Consider the following 24,098-nt stretch of genomic DNA (forward strand, 5'->3'; position numbering starts at 1 on the left):
TTGCTCAGTTGCCAACTTTGCGAGCGCTCACTGAGTTAGTCCGCCATTTATGTTTACACTAAGAAAAAGGGCTCAGGAGGGCATGCTATGGATTACGAATTTCTGCGTGACGTCACCGGTCAGGTGATCGTCAGATTTTCGATGGGGCATGAAGCGATTGGCCATTGGATCAACGAAGAAGTCAAAGGCGATTTCAACCTGCTGGACCGCATTGAAGCCGGCGCGGCCGAGGTCAAAGGCAGCGAGCGCCAATGGCAGCTGGAAGGCCATGAATATACGCTGCTGATGGATGGTGAAGAAGTGATGATCCGCGCCAATCAGCTGGAGTTCGAGGGCGATGAAATGGAAGAGGGGATGAACTATTACGACGAAGAAAGCCTCTCATTCTGCGGCGTTGAGGATTTCCTGCTGGTGTTGAAGGCCTATCGTTCTTTCATGCTGAAGTACTAAGCATCAGGGCGCGGCGTGCCGCGCCCTTTCCATCACAGATGCGGAATATTGCGGCCGTAATAGATTTCCTGCATCTCTTTCCATAACAGATCGGTGATCTGCTTGCGTTCGGCTGCGCTCAACGCCTCCGGCTCCGCGTTAAACAGGTAGTGCTTCAGATCGAAATCTTTCAGCAACATCTTGGTATGGAAGATATTTTCCTGGTAAACGTTCACGTCCATCATGTGGTACAGCGCCTTGATGTCTTCCGACATAAAGTTCTGGATCGAATTGATCTCATGATCGATGTAATGTTTCACGCCGTTCACGTCGCGGGTAAAACCGCGCACGCGATAGTCCATGGTGACGATGTCGGATTCCAGCTGGTGAATTAAGTAGTTCAGCGCCTTGAGGGGCGAAATGACGCCGCAGGTCGAGACCTCGATATCGGCGCGGAAGGTGCACAGCCCGCCTTCCGGATGGCTTTCCGGGTAGGTGTGCACGCAGATATGGCTCTTGTCCAGGTGCGCGACGACCGTATTCGGCAGCGGACCGGGGTGTTCCGACGTATCGACGTCTTTCGGATCGATCGGCTCTTCGCTGACCAGGATGGTGACGCTGGCGCCCTGCGGCTCGTAGTCCTGACGCGCGATGTTCAGAATATTGGCGCCGATGATCGAGCAGGTTTCGCTCAGGATCTCGGTCAGCCGGTTGGCGTTATATTGTTCGTCTATGTAGGCGATATAGCCGTCGCGATCGTCCGCGGTTTTGGCGTAACAAATATCGTAAATACAAAAACTCAGGCTCTTGGTCAGGTTGTTGAAGCCGTGCAGTTTTAGCTTATGCAATTTGGGCCACCTCCTTTATCTTCTCGCTTAACGTGTTACGTTCAGGGCATTGAGCAAATATTGCGGCAGGGCAAAGCTGCCGACGTGAATTGCCGGGTTGTAATAACGGCAGTGTAGGCCGCTTTGGTTAAAGCGCTGTTGCAGGGTTGGCAGATCGCGCTGGCGCTGCGCCGGGTTCTGGCTCGCCCAGGCGAAGGTCATGATGCCGCCGTAATAGGTCGGGATCGCCGCCTGATAGAAGCTGACGTCGCTAAAGTAGCGGCTCAGTTTGGCGTGGCTGTTGACCGCCTCGTCCTGCTGCAGGAAACAGACGCCGTTTTGCGCGACGAAAATGCCGCCCTCATTCAGGCAGCGGGCGCAGCCTTCATAAAACGCCGAGGTGAACAGGCTTTCGCCGGGGCCGATCGGATCGGTGCAGTCGGAGATGATCACATCGAACGTTTCGTCGGTTTGATTCACGAAGTTGACGCCGTCGTCAATCACCAGCTTGAAGCGCGGATCGTCATAGGCGCCGGCGCTGTGGTTGGGTAGGTACTGGCGGCAGAACTCGACGACGCCGGCGTCGATTTCGACCATGGTGATCTGCTCAACGCCAGGATGCCGGCTGACTTCGCGCAGCATACCGCCGTCGCCGCCGCCGATGATCAGCACTTTCTTCGCCTGGCCGTGCGCCAACAGCGGCACGTGGGTCAGCATTTCGTGATAGATGAACTCGTCACGCTCGGTGGTTTGCACCACGCCGTCGAGCGCCATCACGCGCCCCAGCACCGGGTTCTCGAAGATCACCAGATCCTGATGATCGGTCTTCTCGCGGTATAGCACCTTCTCTACCGAAAAGTACTGGCCGAAGCCCGTATGCAGCGTTTCGTACCAAATTTCTTTCTGGGTCATGTGCGGGAAACTCCGTAATAACAGCCATGAAAAATCGGCGCAACATCATAGCTAACTCTGCCTGGCGATGCACGGTTGAATTTCAGACAGAGAGAGCGGAGGGCGGACGGGCGAGGGGGAAGATTAATTGGCGTAGGCCAGCAGGCTCAGGGAGTCGCGCGCCAGCGATTTGCACTTCTTGGGCGTTGGAATGGCGATGCCGCTCAGATCGCGATAGCTGTCTTCGCCCAGCGCCTTCATGTTAAAGCTGTTGTAGTTGCTCAAATCCCAGCGGTTTTGTTGCGCGAAATAGACGATGGCGCGCTTGATTTGCGCATTTGGCAAATCGTTGTAGCCGCAATCATTTTTCAAATAAATAAATACCGCCGTCAGATCGGCCAGATCTTCCGCCTCGGATTCATTCAGCGCCAGACTGGCGTTGGAGAAGCCCAGCATCGCCAGCAACAGCATCGTTAACGTTGTTTTTTTCATCATGAAATAGGCCTGTTTGTCGTCTGCAGACGTTACCACACTTGCCTGTAAAGGCACCAAATTTTATTGCTGACGGGCGCTGCCATAGCGCTCACCCACGGCGCGCTCTTGATTGTGAGGCATAGCTTAAAATACCGCCAGAAAAGGCTTGACCTTCCGCCTGGGGGAAGGTTTAGGCTGGCCGCGTTGAGTTATGTCACTGAGAAAAGGGAGTCAGCGATGTTACGCCGTGATTTTATTAAATTGACCGCTGCATTGGGCGCCGCGAGCGCATTGCCGTTATGGAGCCGGGCCGCCTTAGCGGCCGAGCGGCCGGCCCTGCCGGTGCCCCCGTTGTTAACGCCCGACGCGCAGGGAAAGATTGCGCTGGCGCTGCAGGCGGGGGAAACCCGCTGGTTGCCCGGCGCCGCCACCAAAACCTGGGGATTCAACGGCGCGCTGCTCGGGCCGGCGGTGAAGCTGCAGCGGGGTCAGCCGGTGACGGTCGATATCAAAAACCGCCTGGCGGAAGCCAGTACCGTCCACTGGCACGGCCTGGAAATCCCCGGCGACGTCGATGGCGGCCCGCAGGCGTTGATCCATCCCGGCGCAACGCGCACGGTGAATTTCACCGTCGATCAACCGGCGGCCACCTGCTGGTTCCACCCGCATACCCACGGTAAAACCGGCAGCCAGGTGATGATGGGGCTGGCGGGGCTGGTGCTGCTGGAAGACGATGAAAGCGCCAAACTGCCGCTGCCGAAAACCTGGGGGCAGGATGATATTCCGGTGATCCTGCAGGATAAGCGGCTGGGCAAAGACGCGCAGATCGAATACCGCCTGGACGTGATGAGCGCGGCGGTGGGCTGGTTTGGCGATCGCATGTTCACCAACGGCGCGCAGTATCCGCAACATCTGGCGCCGCGCGGCTGGCTGCGCCTGCGTTTCCTCAACGGTTGCAACGCCCGCTCGCTGAATCTGGCGGCCAGTGACAACCGTCCGCTGTATGTTATTGCCAGCGACGGCGGTTTTCTGGCGGAGCCGGTGAAGCTGACCGAGCTGCCGATGCTGATGGGCGAGCGCTTTGAAGTGCTGGTCGATGCCTCCGACGGGAAAGCGTTCGACATCGTGACGTTGCCGGTGAAACAGATGGGCATGACGCTGGCGCCGTTCGATCGGCCGCTGCCGGTGTTGCGCATTCAGCCGTCGTTGGCGCAGGGCATCAAAACCATGCCGGACAGCCTGGTGAAGCTGCCGACATTGCCTGCCACCGCCGGCATCCAGGAGCGTTGGCTGCAGCTGATGATGGATCCGCAGCTGGATATGCTCGGCATGCAGGCGCTGATGGATCGTTATGGTCATCAGGCGATGGCCGGCATGAGCATGAATCATGGCGCGACGGGCGCTGGAGACATGAAAGGCATGGACCACGGTAACATGAAGGGCATGGAGAAGGGCGGCATGCAGGGCATGGACCACGGCGACATGAGCAGCATGAAAGGCATGGATCATGGCAAGATGGCCGGGATGGATCATGGCGGCGCGCAGGGCAACGCTAAACCGTTCGACTTCAGCCACGGCAACATGATCAACGGCAAGGCCTTCGACATGAACAAACCGATGTTTGCCGCCAAACGGGGCCAGTATGAAAAATGGACCATTTCCGGCGAGGGCGACATGATGCTGCACCCGTTCCACATTCACGGCACCCAGTTCCGTATCCTGTCGGAAAACGGCAAACCGCCGGCGGCGCATCGCAGCGGCTGGAAGGACACGGTGCGCGTCGAAGGTTGGCGCAGCGAAGTGCTGGTGCGTTTCGATCATCCGGCAAGCAGCGAACATGCGTATATGGCCCACTGCCACCTGTTGGAACACGAAGATACCGGCATGATGATGGGCTTTACCGTCGCCGATTGATCGCGGCCTATCGCTCAGGTGGCGGTGCGCTCGCGTCGCCACCGGCGAAAGGCTATGCTAAACTCTGCGCCTTTCTTCCGGCAACTGACCTGAATACTATGAAACACACTGTAGACGTAATGATTTCCGAGCAGGAAGTTAAGACCCGTATCGCCGAACTTGGCCGCCAGATCACCGAACATTACCGCGACAGCGGCAGCGACATGGTGCTGGTTGGGCTGCTGCGCGGCTCCTTCATGTTCATGGCCGATCTGTGCCGCGCGATTGACGTGCCGCATGAAGTCGACTTCATGACGGCTTCCAGCTACGGCAGCGGCATGTCCACCACTCGCGACGTGAAGATCCTCAAGGATCTGGACGAAGACATTCGCGGCAAAGACGTGCTGATCGTGGAAGACATCATCGATTCCGGCAACACGCTGAACAAAGTGCGCGAGATTTTGGCGCTGCGTGGGCCGAAATCGCTGGCGATTTGCACCTTGCTGGACAAGCCTGAGCGCCGTGAAGTGCAGGTGCCGGTCGAATACGTCGGCTTCTCGATCCCGGATGAGTTCGTGGTGGGGTATGGCATCGACTACGCCCAGCGCTACCGTCACCTGCCGTACGTCGGCAAAGTGGTGCTGCTGGACGAGTAATTGATGTGGGGCGCGGCCTGCCGCGCCTGCGGCGGGATTATACGCCTTTATCCTGCTTCAGTTTGGCTATCGCTTTGCGGTAGCCCATCTCCAGGCTCTCGCGGCTGGTCGCCAGCACTTCCATATCGCGCAGACGGCCGTCCTGAATGCCGTACACCCAGCCGTGGATCATCACCTTCTGGCCGCGTTTCCAGGCCGATTGCATGATGGTGGAGTGGCCCAGGTTGTATACCTGCTCAATGACGTTGATCTCGCACAGCATGTCGAAACGCTGTTCCGGTGGCAGCTCGCCCAGCAGCGAACTGTGCTTGTACCACAGATCGCGAATGTGCAGCAGCCAGTTGTCGATCAGCCCCAGCTCCGGGTTTTCCACCGCGGCCTGCACGCCGCCGCAGCCCAGGTGGCCGCAGATGATGATGTGTTCGACCTCCAGCACATCTACCGCATACTGCACCACCGACAGGCAGTTAAGATCGGTGTGGATAACGAGGTTCGCCACGTTGCGATGGACGAACAGTTCACCCGGCTCGAGGCCGGTCAGGCGTTCTGCGGGAACGCGGCTGTCAGAGCAACCAATCCATAAGAAGCGGGGCTTTTGCGCCTGGGCTAAACGTTCAAAAAAATCCGGGTCTTCCTGACTGATATTGGCCGACCAGGCCTGGTTGTTGGCGATAAGCTCTTCGATTTCTTTCATGGAGGTGATTGACCCGTAACGAACAGATTGCGTTGGGGTAATATAGGGTAAGCGTCACAATTTGGAAATCGGAACAGTGGTGCAACCTCATTTACCGCACGGATTCGACGCAGTGAAAACGCCGTCGATGCTAGGATTATTGTTATTGTTTCAAGCCTCGCAAACAGGGGGCGCGGCGGCATACTCATCGTTATAAGGTACTATTTTACATATGAATTATGCACTGGAATTAGCGCAGCTGACCAAGACTTACGCCGGTGGCGTCAAGGCGCTGCGCGGCATCGACCTGAGCGTCGAGGCGGGGGATTTTTATGCCCTGCTGGGGCCAAACGGCGCCGGAAAGTCCACCACCATCGGCATCATCAGCTCGCTGGTGAATAAAACCGCCGGCAGCGTGCGGGTGTTCGGTTACGACATCGATAAAGACATCGTCAACGCCAAGCGCCAGCTTGGCCTGGTGCCGCAGGAGTTCAACTTCAACCCGTTTGAGACCGTATTGCAGATCGTGGTGAACCAGGCGGGTTACTATGGCGTCACGCGGCGTGAAGCGATGGCGCGCGCCGAAAAGTACCTCAATCAGCTGGACCTGTGGGGCAAGCGCAATGAGCGTGCTCGCATGCTGTCCGGCGGCATGAAGCGCCGTCTGATGATCGCCCGCGCGTTGATGCACCAACCAAAGCTGCTGATCCTCGATGAACCGACCGCCGGGGTGGATATCGAGCTGCGCCGCTCGATGTGGGGCTTCCTGAAAGAGCTGAACGCCCAGGGCACCACCATCATCCTCACCACCCACTATTTGGAAGAGGCGGAGATGCTGTGCCGCAACATCGGCATCATCCAGAACGGGGAGCTGGTGGAAAACACCTCGATGAAGGGGCTGCTGGCCAAGCTCAAGTCGGAAACCTTTATCCTCGATCTGGCGGCGAAAAGCCCGCTGCCGAAGCTGGACGGTTACCGCAGCCGCCTGACGGATACCTCGACGCTGGAAGTGGAGGTGATGCGTGAACAGGGGCTGAACGGCCTGTTCGCCCAGCTGAGCGCGCAGGGCGTGCAGGTGCTGAGCATGCGCAACAAGGCGAACCGCCTGGAAGAGCTGTTTGTCACCCTGGTTAACGGCAATGGAGAGAAAGCATGACGCGTTTGTATTGGGTGGCCTTACAGAGCATCTGGGCTAAAGAGGTGAACCGCTTCGCGCGCATCTGGATCCAGACCCTGGTGCCGCCGGTGATCACCATGACGCTGTACTTCATCATCTTCGGCAACCTGATCGGTTCGCGCATCGGCGATATGCACGGCTTCAGCTACATGCAGTTCATCGTGCCCGGCCTTATCATGATGGCGGTGATCACCAACTCTTACGCCAACGTCGCGTCGTCGTTCTTCAGCGCCAAATTCCAGCGCAACATTGAGGAACTGCTGGTGGCGCCGGTGCCGACCCACGTGGTGATCGCCGGCTATGTCGGCGGCGGCGTGGCGCGCGGCATCTGCGTCGGCGTGCTGGTGACCATTATCTCGCTGTTCTTCGTGCCGCTGCAGGTGCACGCCTGGTGGGTGATTGCGCTGACGCTGTTGCTGACGGCGATCCTGTTCTCGCTGGCGGGGCTGATCAACGCGGTGTTCGCCACCACCTTCGATGACATCAGCCTGATCCCGACCTTCGTGCTGACGCCGCTGACTTACCTGGGTGGGGTGTTCTACTCGCTGTCGCTGTTGCCGCCATTCTGGCAGGCGGTGTCCAAGCTGAATCCGATCGTCTATATGATCAGCGGCTTCCGCTACGGCTTCCTCGGCATCAACGACGTGCCGCTGGCGTTCACCATGGCGGTGCTGGTGGCATTTATCGCGGTGTTCTATCTGCTGTCCTGGTATCTGATCGAGCGCGGCCGCGGCCTGCGCAGCTGATCGTATCGCGCTCCTGCTTTCCCGGCGGGGGCGCCTTTCTTGATTTGGCGCAGGCGGCGCGTAAATCAATAGAATCGCTCAAATAACCGCTAGTTCCCCGCTGTTCAAATCGTGCTATGCTGGCGCTCCACATTTCCTTCATTTTTGTCATTACGCACTCGTAAGCAGAACATCATCATGCGGTCTCAATACACGTTAACGGCTGGGTTACTCGGCATTCTGATGTCGTTGGTTTCCCCTTTGAGCCTGGCTAATCTGCTGTCGGAAGACGGCGCGGTTAAATCTGAATACATGGAAGCGCAGCGCGATAGCGAAGTCTATGCGTTGGTGGGCGAGCATGTGATCCCGGTAGGGGAAGTGAAGCGCGGGCAGCTGATTCAGGTGTTCCCGGCAGATGCGGAATACTACGAATTCAAATTCGGGCACGGAACCGGCTTTATCGATAAAGACGACGTGCGCGAGCTGAAGAAGTCGCGCAAGGTGCAAGACGATCTGGGCGAGCTGAACAAACCGCTGACCAACCAGAATCTGATCACCCAAAAAACGATCGACGTATACACCGCAGCGGACAAGGACAGTGAGGTCTTGGGCACGCTGGAAGGCAACCTGCGCTATCCGATCATCGGCAAGTTGAAGGATCGCCTGAACAACACCTGGTTCGAGGTCAACATCGGCGATCGGCTGGGGTTCGTCAATGAGCTGGACTGCGAGATCGATAACGGCATACCGGTGCTGACTTACCATCACCTGCTGAAAAACGAAGAGAACAAGCGCTTCCGCCATACTTCGACCACCACCTCAGACGTGGCGTTCAGCAACCAGATGACCTACCTCAAGCAGGCGGGCTACGACACCATTTCGCTGTATCAGCTGGAAGCCTACCTGAAGAATCAGATCAACCTGCCGGGCAAGGCGATCGTGCTGACCTTCGACGACGGGCTGAAATCGGTTTATCGCTACGCTTACCCGGTATTGAAGGATTACGGTTTCCGCGCGACGGCGTTCATCATCTCTTCGCGCATCAAGCGTCATCCGCAGAAATGGAACCCGGACTCGCTGCAGTTTATGAGCGTCTCGGAGCTCAAGCAGATTCAGGACGTGTTCGACGTGCAGTCGCACACCCACTTCCTGCATCGCACCGACGGCAATCGCCAGCCGATTTTGCTGAGCCGTTCGCTGCACAATATCGAGTTCGATTTTGAGCGTTCGCGCCGCGCGCTGTCGCAGTTCAACCCGCACGTGCTGTATCTGTCCTACCCGTTCGGCGGCTATAACCAGCGGGCTATCCAGGCGGCGCAGGACGCCGGTTTCCATCTGGCGGTGACCACGGTGCAGGGCAAGGTGAAGCCGGGGGATAATCCCTATACGCTGAAGCGGCTGTATATTCTGCGCACCGACTCGATCCAGACCATGGCGGATCGGATAGCCAACAAGCCGGGTACGGTGGTGCAGTAAGGAAAAGAACGGGCGCGCGAGGCGCCCGTTTTACCGTCAGGCGACCTGAACCGGCACGGCTTTCGCCTTGCGCTGCAGGTTGTTGTCACCCTCGAAATAGGCGACCTTCGGGTGATGTTGGCGGGCGTCAGCGTCGGTCATTTGCACATAGGAGCAGATGATCAGTTTGTCACCCACGCAGGCGCAGCGCGCGGCGGCGCCGTTGACCGAAATGATGCGCGAACCGCGCTCGGCGGCGATGGCGTAGGTGGAGAAGCGCTGGCCGTTATCCACGTTGTAGATATCGATCGCTTCATATTCCAGAATGCCGGCCGCTTCCAGGAAATCCTGATCGATGGCGCAGGATCCTTCATAGTGCAAGTCAGCCTGAGTGACTTTGACGCGATGCAGCTTGCCTTGCAGCATAGTACGTATCATAGCTTTACCTAACTGAATATCGGCCTTCACAGGCGTTGGGGTTGAACATCTCTCCTGCATCCCTGCAATCTCTATCGTCACCGATCGTTCCGCCATTGTCTACCTATGGTCAGGGCGGCAGGATGACGACAGTATAAAAAATGACTTACAGCGTCAGGTCAACCTGCTGGTTGTCGATAAGCCGCGCTTTGCCCAGCCAGGCGGCCATCAGCACCACCGCCCGTTGGCTGTCCACCGTCAGCGGCTGCAGGCTGTCGGCATCGCGAATAAACAGCTCATCCGGCGTAAAGCCGGCGGCGCGCAGTTGCTCGGCGGTCTGTTCCAACAGCGTTTCGACATGGCGCTCGCCATTGGCCAGCTGCTGCGCCAGCGCGTTCATGATTTTGCTCAGCTGCGGCGCAACCTTGCGTTCCTCGGCGGTCAGGTAACCGTTGCGTGAACTGAGGGCCAGGCCGTCTTTGGCGCGCACGGTCGGCACGCCGACGATGTCGATGTCGTAACCCATGTCCGCCACCATTTTGCGGATCAGCGCCAATTGTTGGTAGTCCTTCTCGCCGAAACAGGCCAAATCAGGCTGCACCAGGTTGAACAGCTTGCTGACGATGGTGGAAACGCCGCGGAAGTGGCCCGGCCGGCTTGCGCCTTCCAGAATGGTGGAGATGCCCGGCACGTCGACATAGGTTTGCTGCTCCAGCCCCTGCGGATAGACCGCGGCCGGGGCCGGCGCGAACACCAGATCGACGCCGCGGCGGGTCAGCTTCTCGCTGTCTTCCTGCAGCGTGCGCGGGTAGCGCGCCAGATCGTCCGGGCGATCGAACTGCATCGGGTTGACGAAGACGCTCACCACCACCACGTCGGCGCGGGCGCGCGCTTCATCGACCAGCGTCATATGGCCGTCGTGCAGGTTGCCCATGGTCGGCACCAGTGCGATGCGCTTGCCGTCCTGGCGCCAGCGGCGGATCTGCTGACGCAGCAGCGGCAGGGTTTCGATAATAATCATTGGGTGACTCCTGGAACCATCGCTTAGTTAAAAGAGTGTTCAGCCGCCGGATAGAGGCCTTGCTCCACTTCCTGAATGTAGTGTTGCACCGCCGTGCGGATATCGCCGCTTTGCGCCAGGAAGTTCTTGGCGAATTTCGGCGTGTGGCCGCCGGTGATGCCGAAGGCGTCGTGCATCACCAGGATTTGGCCGTCGGTGCCGTTGCCGGCGCCGATGCCGATGACCGGAATGGAGAGCGCTTCGGTGATCTGGCGTGCCAGCTCGGTCGGCACGCACTCCAGCACCAGCAGCTGAATGCCGGCCAGCTCCAGATTCTGCGCGTCCTGCAGCAGCTGTTTGGCGGCCAGTTCGTCGCGCCCTTGCACCTTATAACCGCCGAACACGTTGACCGACTGCGGCGTCAGCCCCAGGTGGCCGCATACCGGCACCGCGCGTTCGGCGAGCATTTTCACCGTGTCGCACAGCCAGCTGCCGCCTTCCAGTTTCACCATGTTGGCGCCGGCGCGCATCAGCTCGGCGGCGTTGGCGAAGGTCTGTTCCGGGGTGGCGTAACTCATGAACGGCAAATCGGCCAGCAACAGGCAGGCCGGCGCGCCGCGGCGCACGGCGCGCGTGTGATAGGCGACGTCGGCGACGGTGACCGGCAGCGTGGAGTCGTGGCCCTGCAGCGTCATGCCCAGCGAATCGCCCACCAACAGGACTTTAATGCCTTGCTCTTCAAACAGCTTGGCAAAGCTGGCATCGTAGGCGGTAAGGGTAGCAAACTTGCGTTGCTCCTGTTTCCACTGGCGCAAATGGGTCACGGTGGTGGGTTTCATCACAACGTCTCCTGAAACGGGCCGTGCGGCTTACGCAGGCCCAGACTGCAAAAAAGTGCAGCCATTCTACTGTAACCCGATCGGGGTGGGTAGCGCGGATCGCCATGCTTAAGCGGTTCTTAAGAACCTTGTGGTGCAATGGCGTCATGACTCAAAAGGGATACTCATGCGAATTCTGCTGATCGAAGATGACAAACTGATCGGGGACGGCATCAAGGCCGGGCTGACCAAACTCGGCTTCAATCTGGACTGGTTCACCGACGGCGCGGTTGGTAAAAACGCCCTGGGCAGCGCGCCGTATGACGCGGTGATCCTCGATCTCAGCCTGCCGGGCCTCGATGGACTGGATCTCCTGCGCCAGTGGCGCCAGGCCGGGCAGGATGTGCCGGTGCTGATCCTTACCGCCCGCGATGCGTTGGAGCAACGGGTCAGCGGGTTGCAAAGCGGCGCCGACGACTATCTGTGCAAACCGTTCGCGCTGGCCGAAGTGGCGGCGCGCCTGCAGGCGCTGATCCGCCGTCGTCACGGCCAACTGATGCCACAGCTGACGCACGGCAACGTGGTGTTCGACAGCGCCACCCGCAGCGTGAGTTGCAACGGCGAACCGGTGACGCTGACGCCGCGCGAATTGGCGGTGCTGGAGCTGTTTCTGCACAACAAAGGGCGCGTGTTGGCGCGGCCGTTGATCCAGGAGAAGCTGTACAACTGGGACGACGAGGTGAGCAGCAACGCGGTGGAGGTGCATATTCACCACCTGCGGCGCAAGCTGGGCAACGGCTTCATTCGCACCATCCATGGCGTGGGCTATACGCTGGGGGATGCCCCGTGAAGCGCCTCAGCCTGCGGCTGCGTCTGATCCTGATTTTCAGCCTGTTGGCGCTGCTGACCTGGTGCACTGCCAGCGTGGTGGCCTGGGTGATGTCGCGCAATACCATCAACGAAGTGTTCGACACCCAGCAGATGCTGTTCGCCAAGCGGCTGGCGACCGCCAACCTCGGCGATCTGCTGGCCGATGAAAGCGCGCGCAGCCTGCCGAAAACCAAGAAGCTGGTGCATCATGGCAAACGGGGCGAGCAAGATGATGACGCGCTGGCGTTCGCCATCTTCGATCGCCAAGGCAAGATGCTGCTCAACGACGGCGAGAACGGTACCGACTTCCTGTTTGACGGGGAGCGTGAAGGTTTTACCGACGGCGAACGCAAAGGCGATGACGACAGTTGGCGCCTGGTATGGTTGACCAGCCCGGACGGGCGCTACCGCATCGTGGTCGGCCAGGAGTGGGATTACCGGCGCGATATGGCGCTGGGCATGGTGACCGGCCAATTGGTGCCCTGGCTGGCGACGCTGCCGGTGCTGATGTTGCTGATTGCGCTGATGGTCGGGCGCGAGCTGCGGCCGCTGCGTGCGGTGGCCGCCGGTTTGCGTCGGCGCGCACCCGATGACGCCACGCCGCTGGATGCGCGCCAGGTGCCAACCGAGGTGCGCCCGCTGGTGGATGCGCTCAACGCGCTGTTCGCCCGCATCAATGCGTTGCTGGTGCGGGAGCGGCGTTTCACCTCCGATGCCGCGCACGAATTGCGCAGCCCGCTGGCGGCATTGCGGGTGCAGACCGAAGTGGTACAGTTGGCGGGGGAGGATGCGCCGATGCGCGAGCACGCGCTGGACAATCTGACGGTCGGCATCGATCGCGCCACCCGGCTGGTGGATCAGCTGTTGACGTTGTCGCGGCTGGATTCGCTGTCGGATCTGGCCGAGCTGGCGACCATTGACTGGAACGAACTGGTGATGATGACCCTGGCGGAACAGGATCGGCTGGCTCATGCGGCGGGCGTGACGCTGCGTTATGAACAGCAGGGAACGCCGCCGGTGCGTCAGGGGCAGACTCTGCTGCTGTCACTGTTATTGCGCAACTTGCTGGACAACGCGGTGCGTTACACCCCGCAGGGCGGCGCGGTCACCGTGACGTTGAGCGAGCGCTCGCTGACGGTAGAGGATGAGGGGCCGGGGGTGACGACAGAGCATCTGGCGCGGTTGGGGGAACGCTTCTATCGCCCGCCGGGACAGGAGCAAACCGGCAGCGGGCTGGGGTTATCGATCGTGCAGCGTATCGCCGGCTTGCATGGTTTACAGGTCAGTTTCGCCAATCGCCCGACAGGCGGGTTCGTCGCGCGGCTGGCGCTGTAGGCGGGTCAGGATTTCGGTTTTGGCGAGTGCCACAGCGCCATGCCGTTTTCCGGCACGCGCTTGAGGCAGCTGGCGAGCGGTTCGCCATCGGGGAAAATCAGATCGGGGGCGATTTCCGCCAGCGGGTAGAGCATGAATTCGCGCTCTTTCAGGCCATAATGCGGTACGGTCAGGCGATCGGTATGGATCACTTTGTCGCCGTACAGCATGATATCCAGATCGAGCGTGCGCGGCCCCCAGCGTTCATCCTTGCGCACGCGCCCCTGATTGCGTTCTATCGCCTGGGTATGGTCGAGCAGCTGTTCGGGCGGCAACAGGGTATCCAGCGCCACCACCGCGTTGAGAAAGTCCGGCTGGTTTTGCGGCCCCAGCGGCTTGGTGCGGTAAAACGAAGAACAGGTGACCAGCCGGGTGCGCGGGAGATGCTCCAGCGCCTCCAGCGCGGCGTTAACCTGTTGCAGCGGCTGCGCCAGGTTGCTGCCCAGCGCGATATAAACGCGGATCATTATGCCCCTTCTTTACGCGGTGCCCGGCGACGAGGACGGCGTTGACGCGCGCGACGCGGCGCCGGATCGTCACCCAGGGTGCTCAGCATGGCTTTCTGCCGCGCCGGCGTGGCGTCCTGGAACTCACCCCACCACTCGGCCAGACGCAGCATCTCCTGATTGTCTTCCACTTCCGCACGCAGCGCCAGCAAATCATAGGCGGCACGGAATTTCGGATGTTCCATCAGTTTGTGCGCGCGTTTGCCCTGACGACGAGACAGGCGCAGCTGAAGCTGCCAGATATCGCGCACCAGCGTGGTAATGCGTTTCGGGATCGCCAGCGAGCGGCACTGCTCGTCGAGCACATCGTTCATCGCCAGCGCGAAGGCGTCGTAGTACGCCAGGCCGCTTTCCTGCGCCAGTTTCTGCGCGTGCTCCAGCAGTGGGTACCACAGCATGGCGGCAAACAGGAAGGCCGGGTTGACGCGCATGTCGTTCTGCAGGCGATGATCGGTGTTCTTCAGCACCTGCACCAGAATGCGCTCCATCGGCGTATCGTGGTTCGGCGTGAAGTTGCGGGCGATCAGCGGGAACAGCGGTTGGAACAGCTGATATTCGCACAGCTTCAGATAGGTCTGGAAACCGTAACCAGCCTGCAGCAGCTTGAGGGATTCTTCGAACAGACGCGCCGGTGGGATCTCATGCAGCAGCGAAGCCAGACGCGGGATCGGCTCGGCGGTCTCTTCACTGATGCGCATATCCAGCTTGGCGGCGAAGCGCACCGCGCGCAGCATGCGCACCGGATCTTCGCGGTAACGGGTTTCCGGATCGCCGATCAGGCGGATCACGCCTTGTTTCAGATCGTTCAGGCCGCCGACGTAATCGCGCAGGGTGAAATCCGCCACGCCGTAGTACAGGCTGTTGATGGTGAAATCACGGCGCTGGGCGTCTTCCTCGATCGAACCGAAGATGTTGTCGCGCAGCAGCATGCCGTTTTGCGCCTGCTGGGAGGAATTCTTGTCGGATTCCTGATTCTGTTCGTGGTGACCGCGGAAGGTGGCCACTTCGATGATCTCTGGCCCGAACATCACGTGCGCCAGACGGAAGCGGCGGCCGACCAGGCGGCAGTTGCGGAACAGCTTGCGCACTTGCTCCGGGGTGGCGTTAGTGGTGATGTCGAAGTCTTTCGGCTTTTTGCCGAGCAACAGATCGCGCACCCCGCCGCCGACCAGATAAGCCTCGTAGCCGGACTTGTTCAGGCGATAAAGCACTTTCAGCGCATTCTCGCTGATGTCTTTACGGGAGATCGAGTGCTGTTCGCGCGGGATCACGGTCATCGAGTCGTTGCTCTCGGCGAGGGGGAAAGGCGGACGCTTGCGCGGCGTTGAGCGGCGGGCAGGGGCGTTGCTGCCGTTATCGGCGGCGCGCGGCTGCGGCGCAGGGCGGCTTGGCGCCGCGGCACGCTCTTCGCGGACTACGTTTTTATCGCCGGCCGCCGCGTCGTCGCGGGGCAGCTTGTCATCGCGGGTCAGTACCTTACGACAGAAGTTGGCTACTCGGGTAAAAATGGTACACCTCGATAGTGACTGATAAAAATGGAGCTAACAAAAAATAGCGGCTAATCATAGCTCACCATGGCTCCTTTGAGAATGCCGGCGTGTTTTCATCCAGAGGGATAGCCTCCTGACGCGGCACGTTTTCCAACCGCCAGTGTTCGATCGCCCAGCTCAATAATAATGGCAGGTCAAGATCTTGCCAGCTTTCCGGCAGCGGTTGGCGCAGAAATTTCAGCGCGGCGATCAGCACCGGGCGCGGATCGCCAGCGGGCAACGCCGGCGCATGGTTTTGCTTCGACAGCTTGATGCCGTTGGCACCCAGCGCCAGCGGCAGATGCACATAGGCGGGCACCGGCGCCTGCAGCTGGCGGTAAAGGGCAATTTGGCGCACCGTCGGTTCGATCAGATCGGCGCCGCGGACAATCTCGGTCACGCCCTGAAAATGGTCGTCGATCACCACCGCCAGGTTGTAAGCGAACAGCCCGTCGCGGCGGCGAATGATAAAGTCTTCACCCGCCAGCGCCGGATCGGCGTGCAATTCTCCCTGCAGGCGATCGTGAAACCGGTAAACGGGCGCGGTCTGACGCAAGCGGATGGCGGCGCCCTGTGGGCCGAGCTGCAAATCGCGGCAGTGGCCGTCGTACAATCCGCCGATTTGCTGGATGCGGCTGCGGGTGCAGGTGCAGTAATAGCTGAGCCCCTGGCGCTGCAACAGATCCAGCGCGGCGCGATAGGCGTCGTGACGTTGGGATTGATAGATGACCTGGCCGTCCCAGTGGAGACCATAATGTTCCAGCGCGGACAGGATGCGAGCGGCGGCGCCGGGGACTTCGCGCGGCGGGTCGATATCTTCGATGCGAACCAGCCACTGCCCGCGTTGGGCGCGAGCCTGAAGGTAGCTTCCCAGAGCGGCAATCAGCGAGCCGAAATGCAGATCCCCGGAAGGCGATGGGGCAAAGCGCCCCACATAATGACTTTCTTGCATATCAGAGGGGAGGGGTTCCCTTTTCTCTGTGCGGCGCACGCGGATGCGCACGCCGCAGCGGTAACATACTCGTTATGCTTGAAACTGCATCTGTGTTAGCTGCGCCTGCTTACCCGAATCACTTACTTGAGTAAGCTCATCGGCATGCGCATTCTTGCCGCCTTGATGCAGCTCCAATCATGTAGAGTAGCGGTATTAGCCGGCCATCTGCTTTTCGCGGATCTCAGCCAGCGTCTTGCAGTCGATGCACAGATCGGCGGTCGGACGCGCTTCGAGGCGACGAATACCGATCTCCACGCCACAAGATTCGCAGTAGCCGAAATCATCGTCTTCCACTTTCTTCAGCGTTTTCTCGATCTTTTTGATCAGTTTGCGTTCACGGTCACGGTTACGCAGTTCAAGGCTGAACTCTTCTTCCTGAGTAGCGCGGTCGGCCGGATCAGGGAAGTTGGCTGCCTCTTCTTGCATATGCGATACAGTACGGTCCACTTCGTCCCTGAGCTGGTTGCGCCACGCTTCAAGAATGCGCTTGAAATGCGACAACTGGGCGTCGTTCATGTACTCTTCGCCCGGCTTCTCTTGGTACGGCTCCACCCCAGCGATGGCGAGAATGCTCAAGGACGAGGTTTTACGGTTTTGCCCTTCTTGCATGTTGCTTCTCCTACATACACACGCACTATCGAATCCCCAATGCGGGGGAAAAACAGGCCGCTATAAATAACAGAAGGAAGGTAGGTTGGCAATTATTCCTGTCGCCCGCTTGACAATCGTGTGAAGGAAGGCGTATTTGGCGATCGTGCTGGCCGGTTGTCTATTTATAGGGACCCGGCTGCGCTAATCGATAAAAAACGGCAGCTTATCGCAGAGATAAATACCGTCAGGTGATAATTTTGCCCCATAGCAAACCACTTCCACTCCCAACTGCCGGACCTGTGCCAACAGCGCCGCATAGCGCTCATCTATATGATGTGCCGGTGCGACCTGCTCAATACCGCTGTGTAACACGGCAAAGAACAATACCGCCCGTTGCCCGCTTTCAACCACGCTGAGCAACTCACGCAGGTGCTTTTGCCCTCTGAGCGTTACCGCATCAGGAAAGTAACCACGTTGTTGTTGCAGTAATGTGACTGACTTAACTTCAATATAGCAGTTAACCCGATTTTCTGCCTGTAATAACAAATCGATACGGCTGTTTTCACCGCCGTATTTCACTTCGCCGCTAATTTTACTGTAACCGGATAATTCATTGATTAAATTGTGTTCGATCGCCTCGCGCACCAGCGCGTTGGCGCGCAGGGTATTGACGCAGATCCAGTGCCCCTGTTGGGTATGGGTCAGCTCCCAGCTGTGGGCGTATTTGCGTTTGGGGTTGTCCGAGGTGGAGTACCACACGGTGTCGCCGGGCGTGGCGCAGCCGGTCATGGCGCCGGTATTGGCGCAGTGCAGCGTAAAGGTTTCCCCTTCCGGGGTGATCACGTCAGCCAGAAAGCGTTTGTAACGTTTGATCAGCGTGGCGGAGCGCAGCGGTGGAGAAAAAATCATGGGGATGCCTGCTTGGCCAGCGGCCACTGTTCAAGGTGTTGGTAACGGGTGCGGCCGTTTTCGAACACCGATTCATACAAGGAAAAGGCGTCGGCGCTGAACGCCCAGCCCGGCGTCGCCGGCGGGATCGCCACCGGCTGGGTGGCGGCGCGCAGCAGCGTGATGTGCGGATGGAACGGCAGCGCGCTTTGATGGCAGCCGCTGCGCGCGGCCTGCGAACGCAGCAGCTCGGCCAACTGCAGCAACCCGCGCGGCGCGCGGCGGGTGCCGAGCCAGACCACGCCGGGGCGCGGCCAATGGCCGAGATCGTCGAGCCGCATGTTGAAGCCGGGTTGGGCGATGCGGCCGGCCAACTTACGCAGCGCCAGTTCTTTCTGTGCGCTGACTTCACCGAGAAACGCCAGCGTCAGGTGCAAATTGGCCGCCGCCACCGGCCGACCGGCCTCAGGTGCAAACGCCTCGGCGCGCCAGCGGACCACCTGCTGTTGCAGGGCGTCAGGCAAGGACAGGGCGAAAAACAGGCGGCGCGAATTGGACATAAGGGCTCGGCAAATGCATGACAATACGGTCGGGAACAGCGGTAAACGTTACTGGCAGCGGCCCCGCGAGGGGCGCGGTGCACGAATGAGCTCCGTACTATAGCTAACGCCGCCGCAGTTTGAAAGGCTACGGGGGCAAAGCTAATGCTACACTGTACGCCGTTTAACGTTAACCACCACGGAGAGTTCAGTGTCTTCATTGCCCGTCAGCGCGGTGCTTGATGAGTTGCTGGCTGCGTTGCAGTCCGCTCCTCAGGTGCTGTTGCACGCCCCGACCGGCGCCGGTAAATCCACCTGGCTGCCGCTGCAGATCATGGCTAAGGCCGGGTTGCCGGGGCGCATTATCATGCTGGAGCCGCGGCGGCTGGCGGCGAAGAACGTCGCCTATCGCCTGGCGCAGCAACTGGGGGAGGAGCCTGGCCAGACCGTGGGTTATCGCATGCGCGCCGAAAGTAAAAGCGGGCCGCAGACCCGGCTGGAAGTGGTGACGGAAGGCATTCTCACCCGCATGCTGCAGCAGGACGCCGAACTGCAGGGCGTGTCGCTGGTGATCCTCGATGAATTCCACGAACGCAGCCTGCAGGCCGATCTGGCGCTGGCGCTGCTGCTCGACGTGCAGCAAGGGCTGCGCGACGATCTGAAACTGCTGATCATGTCGGCCACCCTGGACAATGCTCGCCTGTCGCAGCTGCTGCCGGAAGCGCCGGTGGTGGTGTCCGAGGGGCGCAGTTTCCCGGTTGAACGCCTGTATCAGCCGTTGGCCAGTCATCAGCGGCTGGAGGACGGCGTAGCGGCTGCGGTGAAGCGGTTGCTGGCCGAACAGCCGGGGTCTTTGCTGCTGTTCTTGCCGGGCGTGGCGGAGATCAATCGGGTGCTGGAGCGATTGATCGGCGAGGTGGCGAGCGATACCGATCTTTGCCCGCTGTATGGCGCCCTGCCTCTGGCGCAGCAGCAAAAAGCGATTCAGCCGGCGGCGCCTGGCCGCCGCAAGGTGGTGCTGGCGACCAACATCGCCGAAACCAGCCTGACGATCGAGGGCATTCGGCTGGTGGTGGACAGCGGCCTGGAGCGCATGGCGCGTTACGACGTGCGCAACGGTTTGACGCGGCTGGTGACGCAGCGCATCAGTCAGGCCTCGATGGTGCAGCGTGCCGGGCGCGCTGGGCGTCTGGAGCCGGGCCTTTGCTGGCATCTGTTCGCCAAAGAGCAGGCGGAGCGCGCGGCGGAACATGCCGAACCGGACATTTTACAGAGCGATCTCACCGGCTTCTGGCTCGAACTGCTGCAGTGGGGGTGCCATGATCCGGCGCAGCTGACCTGGCTTGACGCGCCTCCGGCAGCGGCATTGGCAGCGGCCAGGGCGCTGTTGCACCGGCTGGGGGCCACGGATGACGGCGGCAAACTTACTGCGCCGGGGCGCCAGATGGCCGCGCTGGGGTGCGAGCCGCGGTTGGCGGCGATGCTGGTCGTCGGCGCGGGACTGAGCGCCGACGGCCTGGCGACGGCGGCGTTGTTGGCGGCGTTGCTGGAGGAACCGCCGCGCGGCGGGCAGATGGATATCGGTTATTGGCTGAGCCGCCCGCAACCGAACTGGCGGCAGCGAGCCGCGCAGTTGGCCAAACGTCTGCCGCAACGTGCGGGGCAAGTTGACGCCGATTTGGCGCCGCGGCTGTTGGCGCTGGCATTTACCGATCGCATCGCCCAGCGTCGCGGTCAGGATGGCCGCTACCTGCTGGCCAACGGCCTGGGCGCGGCGATGAACCAGGACGAGGCGCTGTCGCGCGCGCCCTGGTTGATTGTCCCCAAACTGTTGCAGGGCCACAACAGCCCGGATGCGCGTATTTTGTTGGCGTTGCCGGTCGATATCGAGGCGTTGGCGGCGCAGCTGCCGGCGATGGTTATGCAGCGCACGGCGGTGGAGTGGGATGAAGAGAAGGGGACGCTGCGCGCCTGGAAGCGCCAACAGATCGGCCGTCTGACGTTGCGCGCGCAGCCGCTGGCTAAGCCGGCGGACGAAGAGCTGCAGCAGGCGCTGCTCGACTGGGTGCGCGCGCAGGGGCTGGCGGTGCTCAACTGGGAGGGCGCAGCTGAACAACTGCGGGTGCGCCTGCAGTGCGCGCAAGCCTGGCTGCCGGAGGCGGAGTGGCCGGCGATGGGCGAAGAACCGCTGCTGGCGGCGCTGGAGCAGTGGCTGTTGCCGTCGCTGAACGGCGTGCGCGATCTGCGCGGATTGAAGCAGGTCAACCTCGCCGAGGCGTTGTCCCGGCTGTTGGACTGGCAGCAAAAACAGCGGCTGGATAATGCATTACCCACTCATTACACTGTGCCGACCGGCAGCCGCCTGCCGATCCGTTATGAGGCCGGCAAACCGCCGGCGCTGGCGGTGCGTTTGCAGGAAATGTTCGGCGAGCAGCGCAGCCCGATGTTGGCTGAGGGTCGCATCCCGGTAGTGCTTGAGTTACTCTCACCGGCGCACAGGCCGTTGCAAATCACCGGCGATCTGGCGGCCTTCTGGCAAGGCGCCTACCGCGAGGTGCAAAAAGAGATGAAGGGCCGCTACCCGAAACACGTATGGCCGGACGATCCGGCCACGGCGGCCCCGACGCGCCGAACGAAGAAATATCAGTAGGCCGCGATCGTTTAAGGTTTGGAATTCAGATGTTTCTTCTGTTCAGCGCCACGGCGTCGGCACAGATTAAGCGACTCATTATGGCCGGCAGTGTCGGCAAGCTCGGAGAACAACAGCCATGGCTGGGGATGACCGCGAGCCCATCGGGCGCAAAGGAAAACAACCAAAAAGCACCGCGTCGCGCAAGCCGCCGCGCCGTCGCCGAGACGACGATTATGACGATTACGAAGAAGACGAGTATGACGATGACGAGTATGAAGAGGAGGAGGAACGCATGCCGCGTAAGGTGAAAGCGACTCCGCCGCGTAAAAAACGCCGCTGGCTCGGCCTGTTTATCAAACTGATCCTGGTGCTCGCCGTCCTGTTGGCGATCTATGGCGTCTACCTGGACTCGCAGATCCGCAGCCGCATCGACGGCAAAGTCTGGCAGCTGCCGGCGGCGGTGTACGGCCGCATGGTCAACCTGGAACCGGGCATGCCGTACAGCAAGAAGGAGATGGTTAACCTGCTGGAAGGCATGCAGTACCGCCAGGTCAGCCGCATGACGCGTCCGGGCGAGTTTACCGTGCAGGCCAACAGCATCGAGATGCTGCGCCGCCCGTTCGACTTCCCGGATGGTAAAGAAGGGCAGATCCGCGCCCGCCTCGATTTCCAGAATAACCGCCTGGCGAAGATCGAAAACCTGGACAGCGGCCGCAGCTTCGGCTTCTTCCGCCTCGATCCGCGTCTTATCACCATGCTGCAGTCGCCGAACGGCGAACAGCGCCTGTTCGTGCCGCGCTCCGGTTTCCCGGATCTGTTGGTGGATACGCTGATCGCCACGGAAGACCGCCATTTCTATGAGCATGACGGCATCAGCCCGTACTCCATCGGCCGCGCGGTGCTGGCCAACCTGACCGCCGGTCGTGCGGTGCAGGGCGGCAGCACCCTGACGCAGCAGCTGGTGAAAAACCTGTTCCTGACCAACGAACGTTCGCTGTGGCGTAAGGCCAACGAAGCCTATATGGCGCTGTTGGTGGATTACCGTTACAGCAAAGACCGCATCCTGGAGCTGTATCTGAACGAGGTATACCTCGGCCAGAGCGGCAGCGACCAGATCCGCGGCTTCCCGCTGGCCAGCCTGTATTACTTCGGTCGCCCGGTGGATGAGCTGAGCCTCGATCAACAGGCGTTGCTGGTCGGCATGGTCAAGGGCGCATCGCTGTATAACCCGTGGCGTAACCCGAAACTGGCGCTGGAACGCCGCAATTTGGTGCTCAAACTGCTGCAGAACCAGGGCGTGATCGACGGCGAGCTGTATGACATGCTGAGCGCGCGTCCGCTGGGCGTGCAGCCGAAAGGCGGCGTCATTACGCCGCAGCCGGCGTTTATGCAGATGGTGCGTCAGGAACTGCAGACCAAGCTGGGCGATAAGGTGAATGACCTGTCCGGCGTGAAGATCTTCACCACGCTGGATCCGGTGTCGCAAGACGCGGCGGAAAAAGCGGTCGAAGACGGCATCCCGGCGCTGCGCGCTGCGCGTCACCTGCAGGATCTGGAAGCGGCGATGGTGATCGTCGATCGCTTCAGCGGTGAAGTACGCGCCATGGTCGGCGGCGCCAACCCGCAGTTCGCCGGTTTCAACCGCGCCATGCAGGCGCGACGCCTGGTCGGCTCGCTGGCCAAACCGCCAACGTACCTGACCGCGCTGTCCGAGCCGGACAAATACCGCCTCAACACCTGGCTGGCGGATGCGCCGCTGTCGCTGAAACAGCCGAACGGCGCCGTCTGGCAGCCGAACAACTACGATCGCAAATTCCGCGGTCAGGTGATGCTGGTGGATGCGTTGGCCAACTCGCTGAACGTGCCGACGGTGAACCTCGGCCTGTCGGTCGGGCTGGATCAGATCAGCGCTACGCTGCAACGCCTGGGTATCCCGAAAGCGGAGATCAACCCGGTGCCATCGATGCTGTTGGGGGCGATCGGCCTGACGCCGATGGAAGTCGCGCAGGAGTACCAGACCATCGCCAGCGGCGGTAACCGTGCGCCGCTGTCGGCGGTGCGTTCGGTGATCGCCGAAGACGGCACGGTGCTGTACCAGAGTTTCCCGCAGGCGGAACGCATGGTGCCGGCGCAGGCCGCTTACCTGACGCTGTACGCGATGCAGCAGGGCGTGGCGCGCGGGACCTCCCGCTCGCTGTCGGTGAAGTTCCCGAACTACAACCTGGCGGCGAAAACCGGTACCACCAACGATCTGCGCGACAGCTGGTTCGCCGGCATCGACGGCAAGGAAGTGGCGATCGCCTGGGTCGGGCGCGACAACAACGGCCCGGCCAAGCTGACCGGTGCCAACGGCGCGTTGACCCTGTATCGTCGTTATCTGGAAAACCAGACGCCGCTGCCGCTGATGCTGCAGCCGCCGGAAGGCATTAACCAGATGAGCATCGACTCTGCCGGCAACTTTATCTGCGGCGGCGGCAGCTGGCGCACCATCCCGGTCTGGACCGACAATCCGCAGGGACTGTGTCAGGCCAGCCAGGCGGCGGTGCAGCAACAGCAGCAACCGGCGGCGGGTGAGCAAAAAGATGGCGATGGCGTCGCCGGCTGGATCAAGGATATGTTCGGCCAGTAATCGCTACCGGGGCGCCGGCCCGGTGAAAATTTTTTCTTTGTTATTAAGCCCGTAACCTTGGTTGCGGGCTTTTTTATTTTTCCGCTCGTTTTATTTCCCTGTTAACCGCAT

General features: G+C 60.6%; 23 protein-coding genes. 10 read left to right on the top strand and 13 right to left on the bottom strand.

The annotated features are described in order from the left end of the window. The first annotated feature begins 87 nt into the window (after positions 1–87). Positions 88–450, top strand: a complete 363-nt coding sequence (gene yacL / locus ACUTQY_RS18660) for a protein YacL (RefSeq protein WP_004937507.1) — start codon at positions 88–90, stop codon at positions 448–450. Between the two features lie 32 nt (positions 451–482). Here yacL and speD read toward each other — a convergent pair whose 3' ends face one another. The 3 genes from speD to ACUTQY_RS18675 form a co-directional block, all read right to left on the bottom strand. Then, the gene (gene speD, locus ACUTQY_RS18665; RefSeq protein ID WP_004937510.1) at positions 483–1,277 is read right to left on the bottom strand and encodes an adenosylmethionine decarboxylase; all 795 of its coding nucleotides are present in this window, start codon (positions 1,275–1,277) and stop codon (positions 483–485) included. Between the two features lie 27 nt (positions 1,278–1,304). Next, positions 1,305–2,168, bottom strand: coding sequence for a polyamine aminopropyltransferase (gene speE, locus ACUTQY_RS18670; protein WP_046687793.1), 864 nt, complete (start codon positions 2,166–2,168; stop codon positions 1,305–1,307). Positions 2,169–2,291: 123 nt separating this feature from the next. Further along, the gene (locus ACUTQY_RS18675; RefSeq protein ID WP_033644927.1) at positions 2,292–2,639 is read right to left on the bottom strand and encodes a YacC family pilotin-like protein; all 348 of its coding nucleotides are present in this window, start codon (positions 2,637–2,639) and stop codon (positions 2,292–2,294) included. Positions 2,640–2,858: 219 nt separating this feature from the next. On the opposite strand from ACUTQY_RS18675, the gene cueO reads away from it, so the two are divergent. Next, on the top strand, positions 2,859–4,535 hold the full coding sequence (cueO, locus tag ACUTQY_RS18680) for a multicopper oxidase CueO (protein ID WP_046687792.1): 1,677 nt from the start codon (positions 2,859–2,861) through the stop codon (positions 4,533–4,535). Between the two features lie 98 nt (positions 4,536–4,633). After that, positions 4,634–5,170: a hypoxanthine phosphoribosyltransferase gene (gene hpt / locus ACUTQY_RS18685; protein WP_048234659.1), complete on the top strand. Its 537-nt coding sequence runs from the start codon at positions 4,634–4,636 to the stop codon at positions 5,168–5,170. A gap of 37 nt (positions 5,171–5,207) precedes the next feature. Here the strand turns inward: hpt and can are convergent, their stop codons facing one another. Beyond that, on the bottom strand, positions 5,208–5,864 hold the full coding sequence (can, locus tag ACUTQY_RS18690; RefSeq protein WP_015379031.1) for a carbonate dehydratase: 657 nt from the start codon (positions 5,862–5,864) through the stop codon (positions 5,208–5,210). A 211-nt stretch (positions 5,865–6,075) separates the two neighbouring features. Here can and ACUTQY_RS18695 point away from each other — a divergent pair, with 211 nt between their 5' ends. The 3 genes from ACUTQY_RS18695 (at position 6,076) to ACUTQY_RS18705 (ending at position 9,221) form a co-directional block, all read left to right on the top strand. Further along, on the top strand, positions 6,076–6,999 hold the full coding sequence (locus ACUTQY_RS18695; protein WP_033644695.1) for an ABC transporter ATP-binding protein: 924 nt from the start codon (positions 6,076–6,078) through the stop codon (positions 6,997–6,999). Further along, positions 6,996–7,766, top strand: coding sequence for an ABC transporter permease (locus tag ACUTQY_RS18700; protein ID WP_004937535.1), 771 nt, complete (start codon positions 6,996–6,998; stop codon positions 7,764–7,766). Before ACUTQY_RS18695 ends, ACUTQY_RS18700 begins: the two co-directional genes overlap by 4 nt. A 177-nt stretch (positions 7,767–7,943) precedes the next feature. Further along, complete coding sequence (locus tag ACUTQY_RS18705; RefSeq protein ID WP_046687791.1) at positions 7,944–9,221, top strand: polysaccharide deacetylase family protein; 1,278 nt, start codon at positions 7,944–7,946, stop codon at positions 9,219–9,221. 36 nt (positions 9,222–9,257) lie between these two features. On the opposite strand, the gene panD is transcribed toward ACUTQY_RS18705, so the two are convergent. The 3 genes from panD to panB form a co-directional block, all read right to left on the bottom strand. Next, positions 9,258–9,638 carry an aspartate 1-decarboxylase gene (panD, locus tag ACUTQY_RS18710; protein ID WP_004937544.1) on the bottom strand — a complete coding sequence of 127 codons (381 nt, stop codon included), beginning with the start codon at positions 9,636–9,638 and terminating at the stop codon, positions 9,258–9,260. A 145-nt stretch (positions 9,639–9,783) separates the two neighbouring features. Next, complete coding sequence (gene panC / locus ACUTQY_RS18715; protein WP_046687790.1) at positions 9,784–10,638, bottom strand: pantoate--beta-alanine ligase; 855 nt, start codon at positions 10,636–10,638, stop codon at positions 9,784–9,786. Positions 10,639–10,661: 23 nt separating this feature from the next. Next, positions 10,662–11,456 (bottom strand): 3-methyl-2-oxobutanoate hydroxymethyltransferase, encoded by a 795-nt coding sequence (gene panB, locus ACUTQY_RS18720; protein ID WP_004937548.1) that lies wholly within the window; start codon positions 11,454–11,456, stop codon positions 10,662–10,664. 166 nt (positions 11,457–11,622) lie between these two features. On the opposite strand from panB, the gene qseB reads away from it, so the two are divergent. Further along, entirely contained in the window at positions 11,623–12,285 is a 663-nt protein-coding gene (gene qseB, locus ACUTQY_RS18725) for a quorum sensing response regulator transcription factor QseB (protein ID WP_033651337.1), read from the top strand. Further along, entirely contained in the window at positions 12,282–13,640 is a 1,359-nt protein-coding gene (gene qseC / locus ACUTQY_RS18730) for a quorum sensing histidine kinase QseC (protein WP_046687789.1), read from the top strand. The genes qseB and qseC overlap by 4 nt, the downstream gene beginning before the upstream one ends. A gap of 5 nt (positions 13,641–13,645) precedes the next feature. On the opposite strand, the gene folK is transcribed toward qseC, so the two are convergent. From folK to thpR, 6 genes are all read right to left on the bottom strand, one after another. Further along, on the bottom strand, positions 13,646–14,146 hold the full coding sequence (gene folK / locus ACUTQY_RS18735) for a 2-amino-4-hydroxy-6-hydroxymethyldihydropteridine diphosphokinase (RefSeq protein ID WP_004937558.1): 501 nt from the start codon (positions 14,144–14,146) through the stop codon (positions 13,646–13,648). Further along, positions 14,146–15,693: a polynucleotide adenylyltransferase PcnB gene (gene pcnB / locus ACUTQY_RS18740; RefSeq protein WP_071883579.1), complete on the bottom strand. Its 1,548-nt coding sequence runs from the start codon at positions 15,691–15,693 to the stop codon at positions 14,146–14,148. Before pcnB ends, folK begins: the two co-directional genes overlap by 1 nt. A gap of 61 nt (positions 15,694–15,754) precedes the next feature. Beyond that, entirely contained in the window at positions 15,755–16,666 is a 912-nt protein-coding gene (gene gluQRS / locus ACUTQY_RS18745) for a tRNA glutamyl-Q(34) synthetase GluQRS (RefSeq protein ID WP_033644703.1), read from the bottom strand. Between the two features lie 195 nt (positions 16,667–16,861). Then, positions 16,862–17,317 (bottom strand): RNA polymerase-binding protein DksA, encoded by a 456-nt coding sequence (gene dksA, locus ACUTQY_RS18750; RefSeq protein ID WP_004937569.1) that lies wholly within the window; start codon positions 17,315–17,317, stop codon positions 16,862–16,864. A 183-nt stretch (positions 17,318–17,500) separates the two neighbouring features. Further along, complete coding sequence (gene sfsA, locus ACUTQY_RS18755; RefSeq protein WP_004937572.1) at positions 17,501–18,208, bottom strand: DNA/RNA nuclease SfsA; 708 nt, start codon at positions 18,206–18,208, stop codon at positions 17,501–17,503. After that, a complete protein-coding gene (gene thpR / locus ACUTQY_RS18760; protein ID WP_046687787.1) occupies positions 18,205–18,747 on the bottom strand; it encodes an RNA 2',3'-cyclic phosphodiesterase in 543 nt (180 codons plus the stop codon). Before thpR ends, sfsA begins: the two co-directional genes overlap by 4 nt. Before the next feature lie 190 nt (positions 18,748–18,937). On the opposite strand from thpR, the gene hrpB reads away from it, so the two are divergent. Together hrpB and mrcB are read left to right on the top strand one after the other, a co-directional pair. Then, positions 18,938–21,376, top strand: coding sequence for an ATP-dependent helicase HrpB (gene hrpB, locus ACUTQY_RS18765; RefSeq protein ID WP_342188214.1), 2,439 nt, complete (start codon positions 18,938–18,940; stop codon positions 21,374–21,376). Between the two features lie 118 nt (positions 21,377–21,494). Continuing rightward, complete coding sequence (gene mrcB / locus ACUTQY_RS18770; protein ID WP_033644705.1) at positions 21,495–23,987, top strand: bifunctional glycosyl transferase/transpeptidase; 2,493 nt, start codon at positions 21,495–21,497, stop codon at positions 23,985–23,987. Positions 23,988–24,098: the final 111 nt, after the last annotated feature.

The organism is Serratia sp. TSA_130.1, from assembly GCF_052691795.1.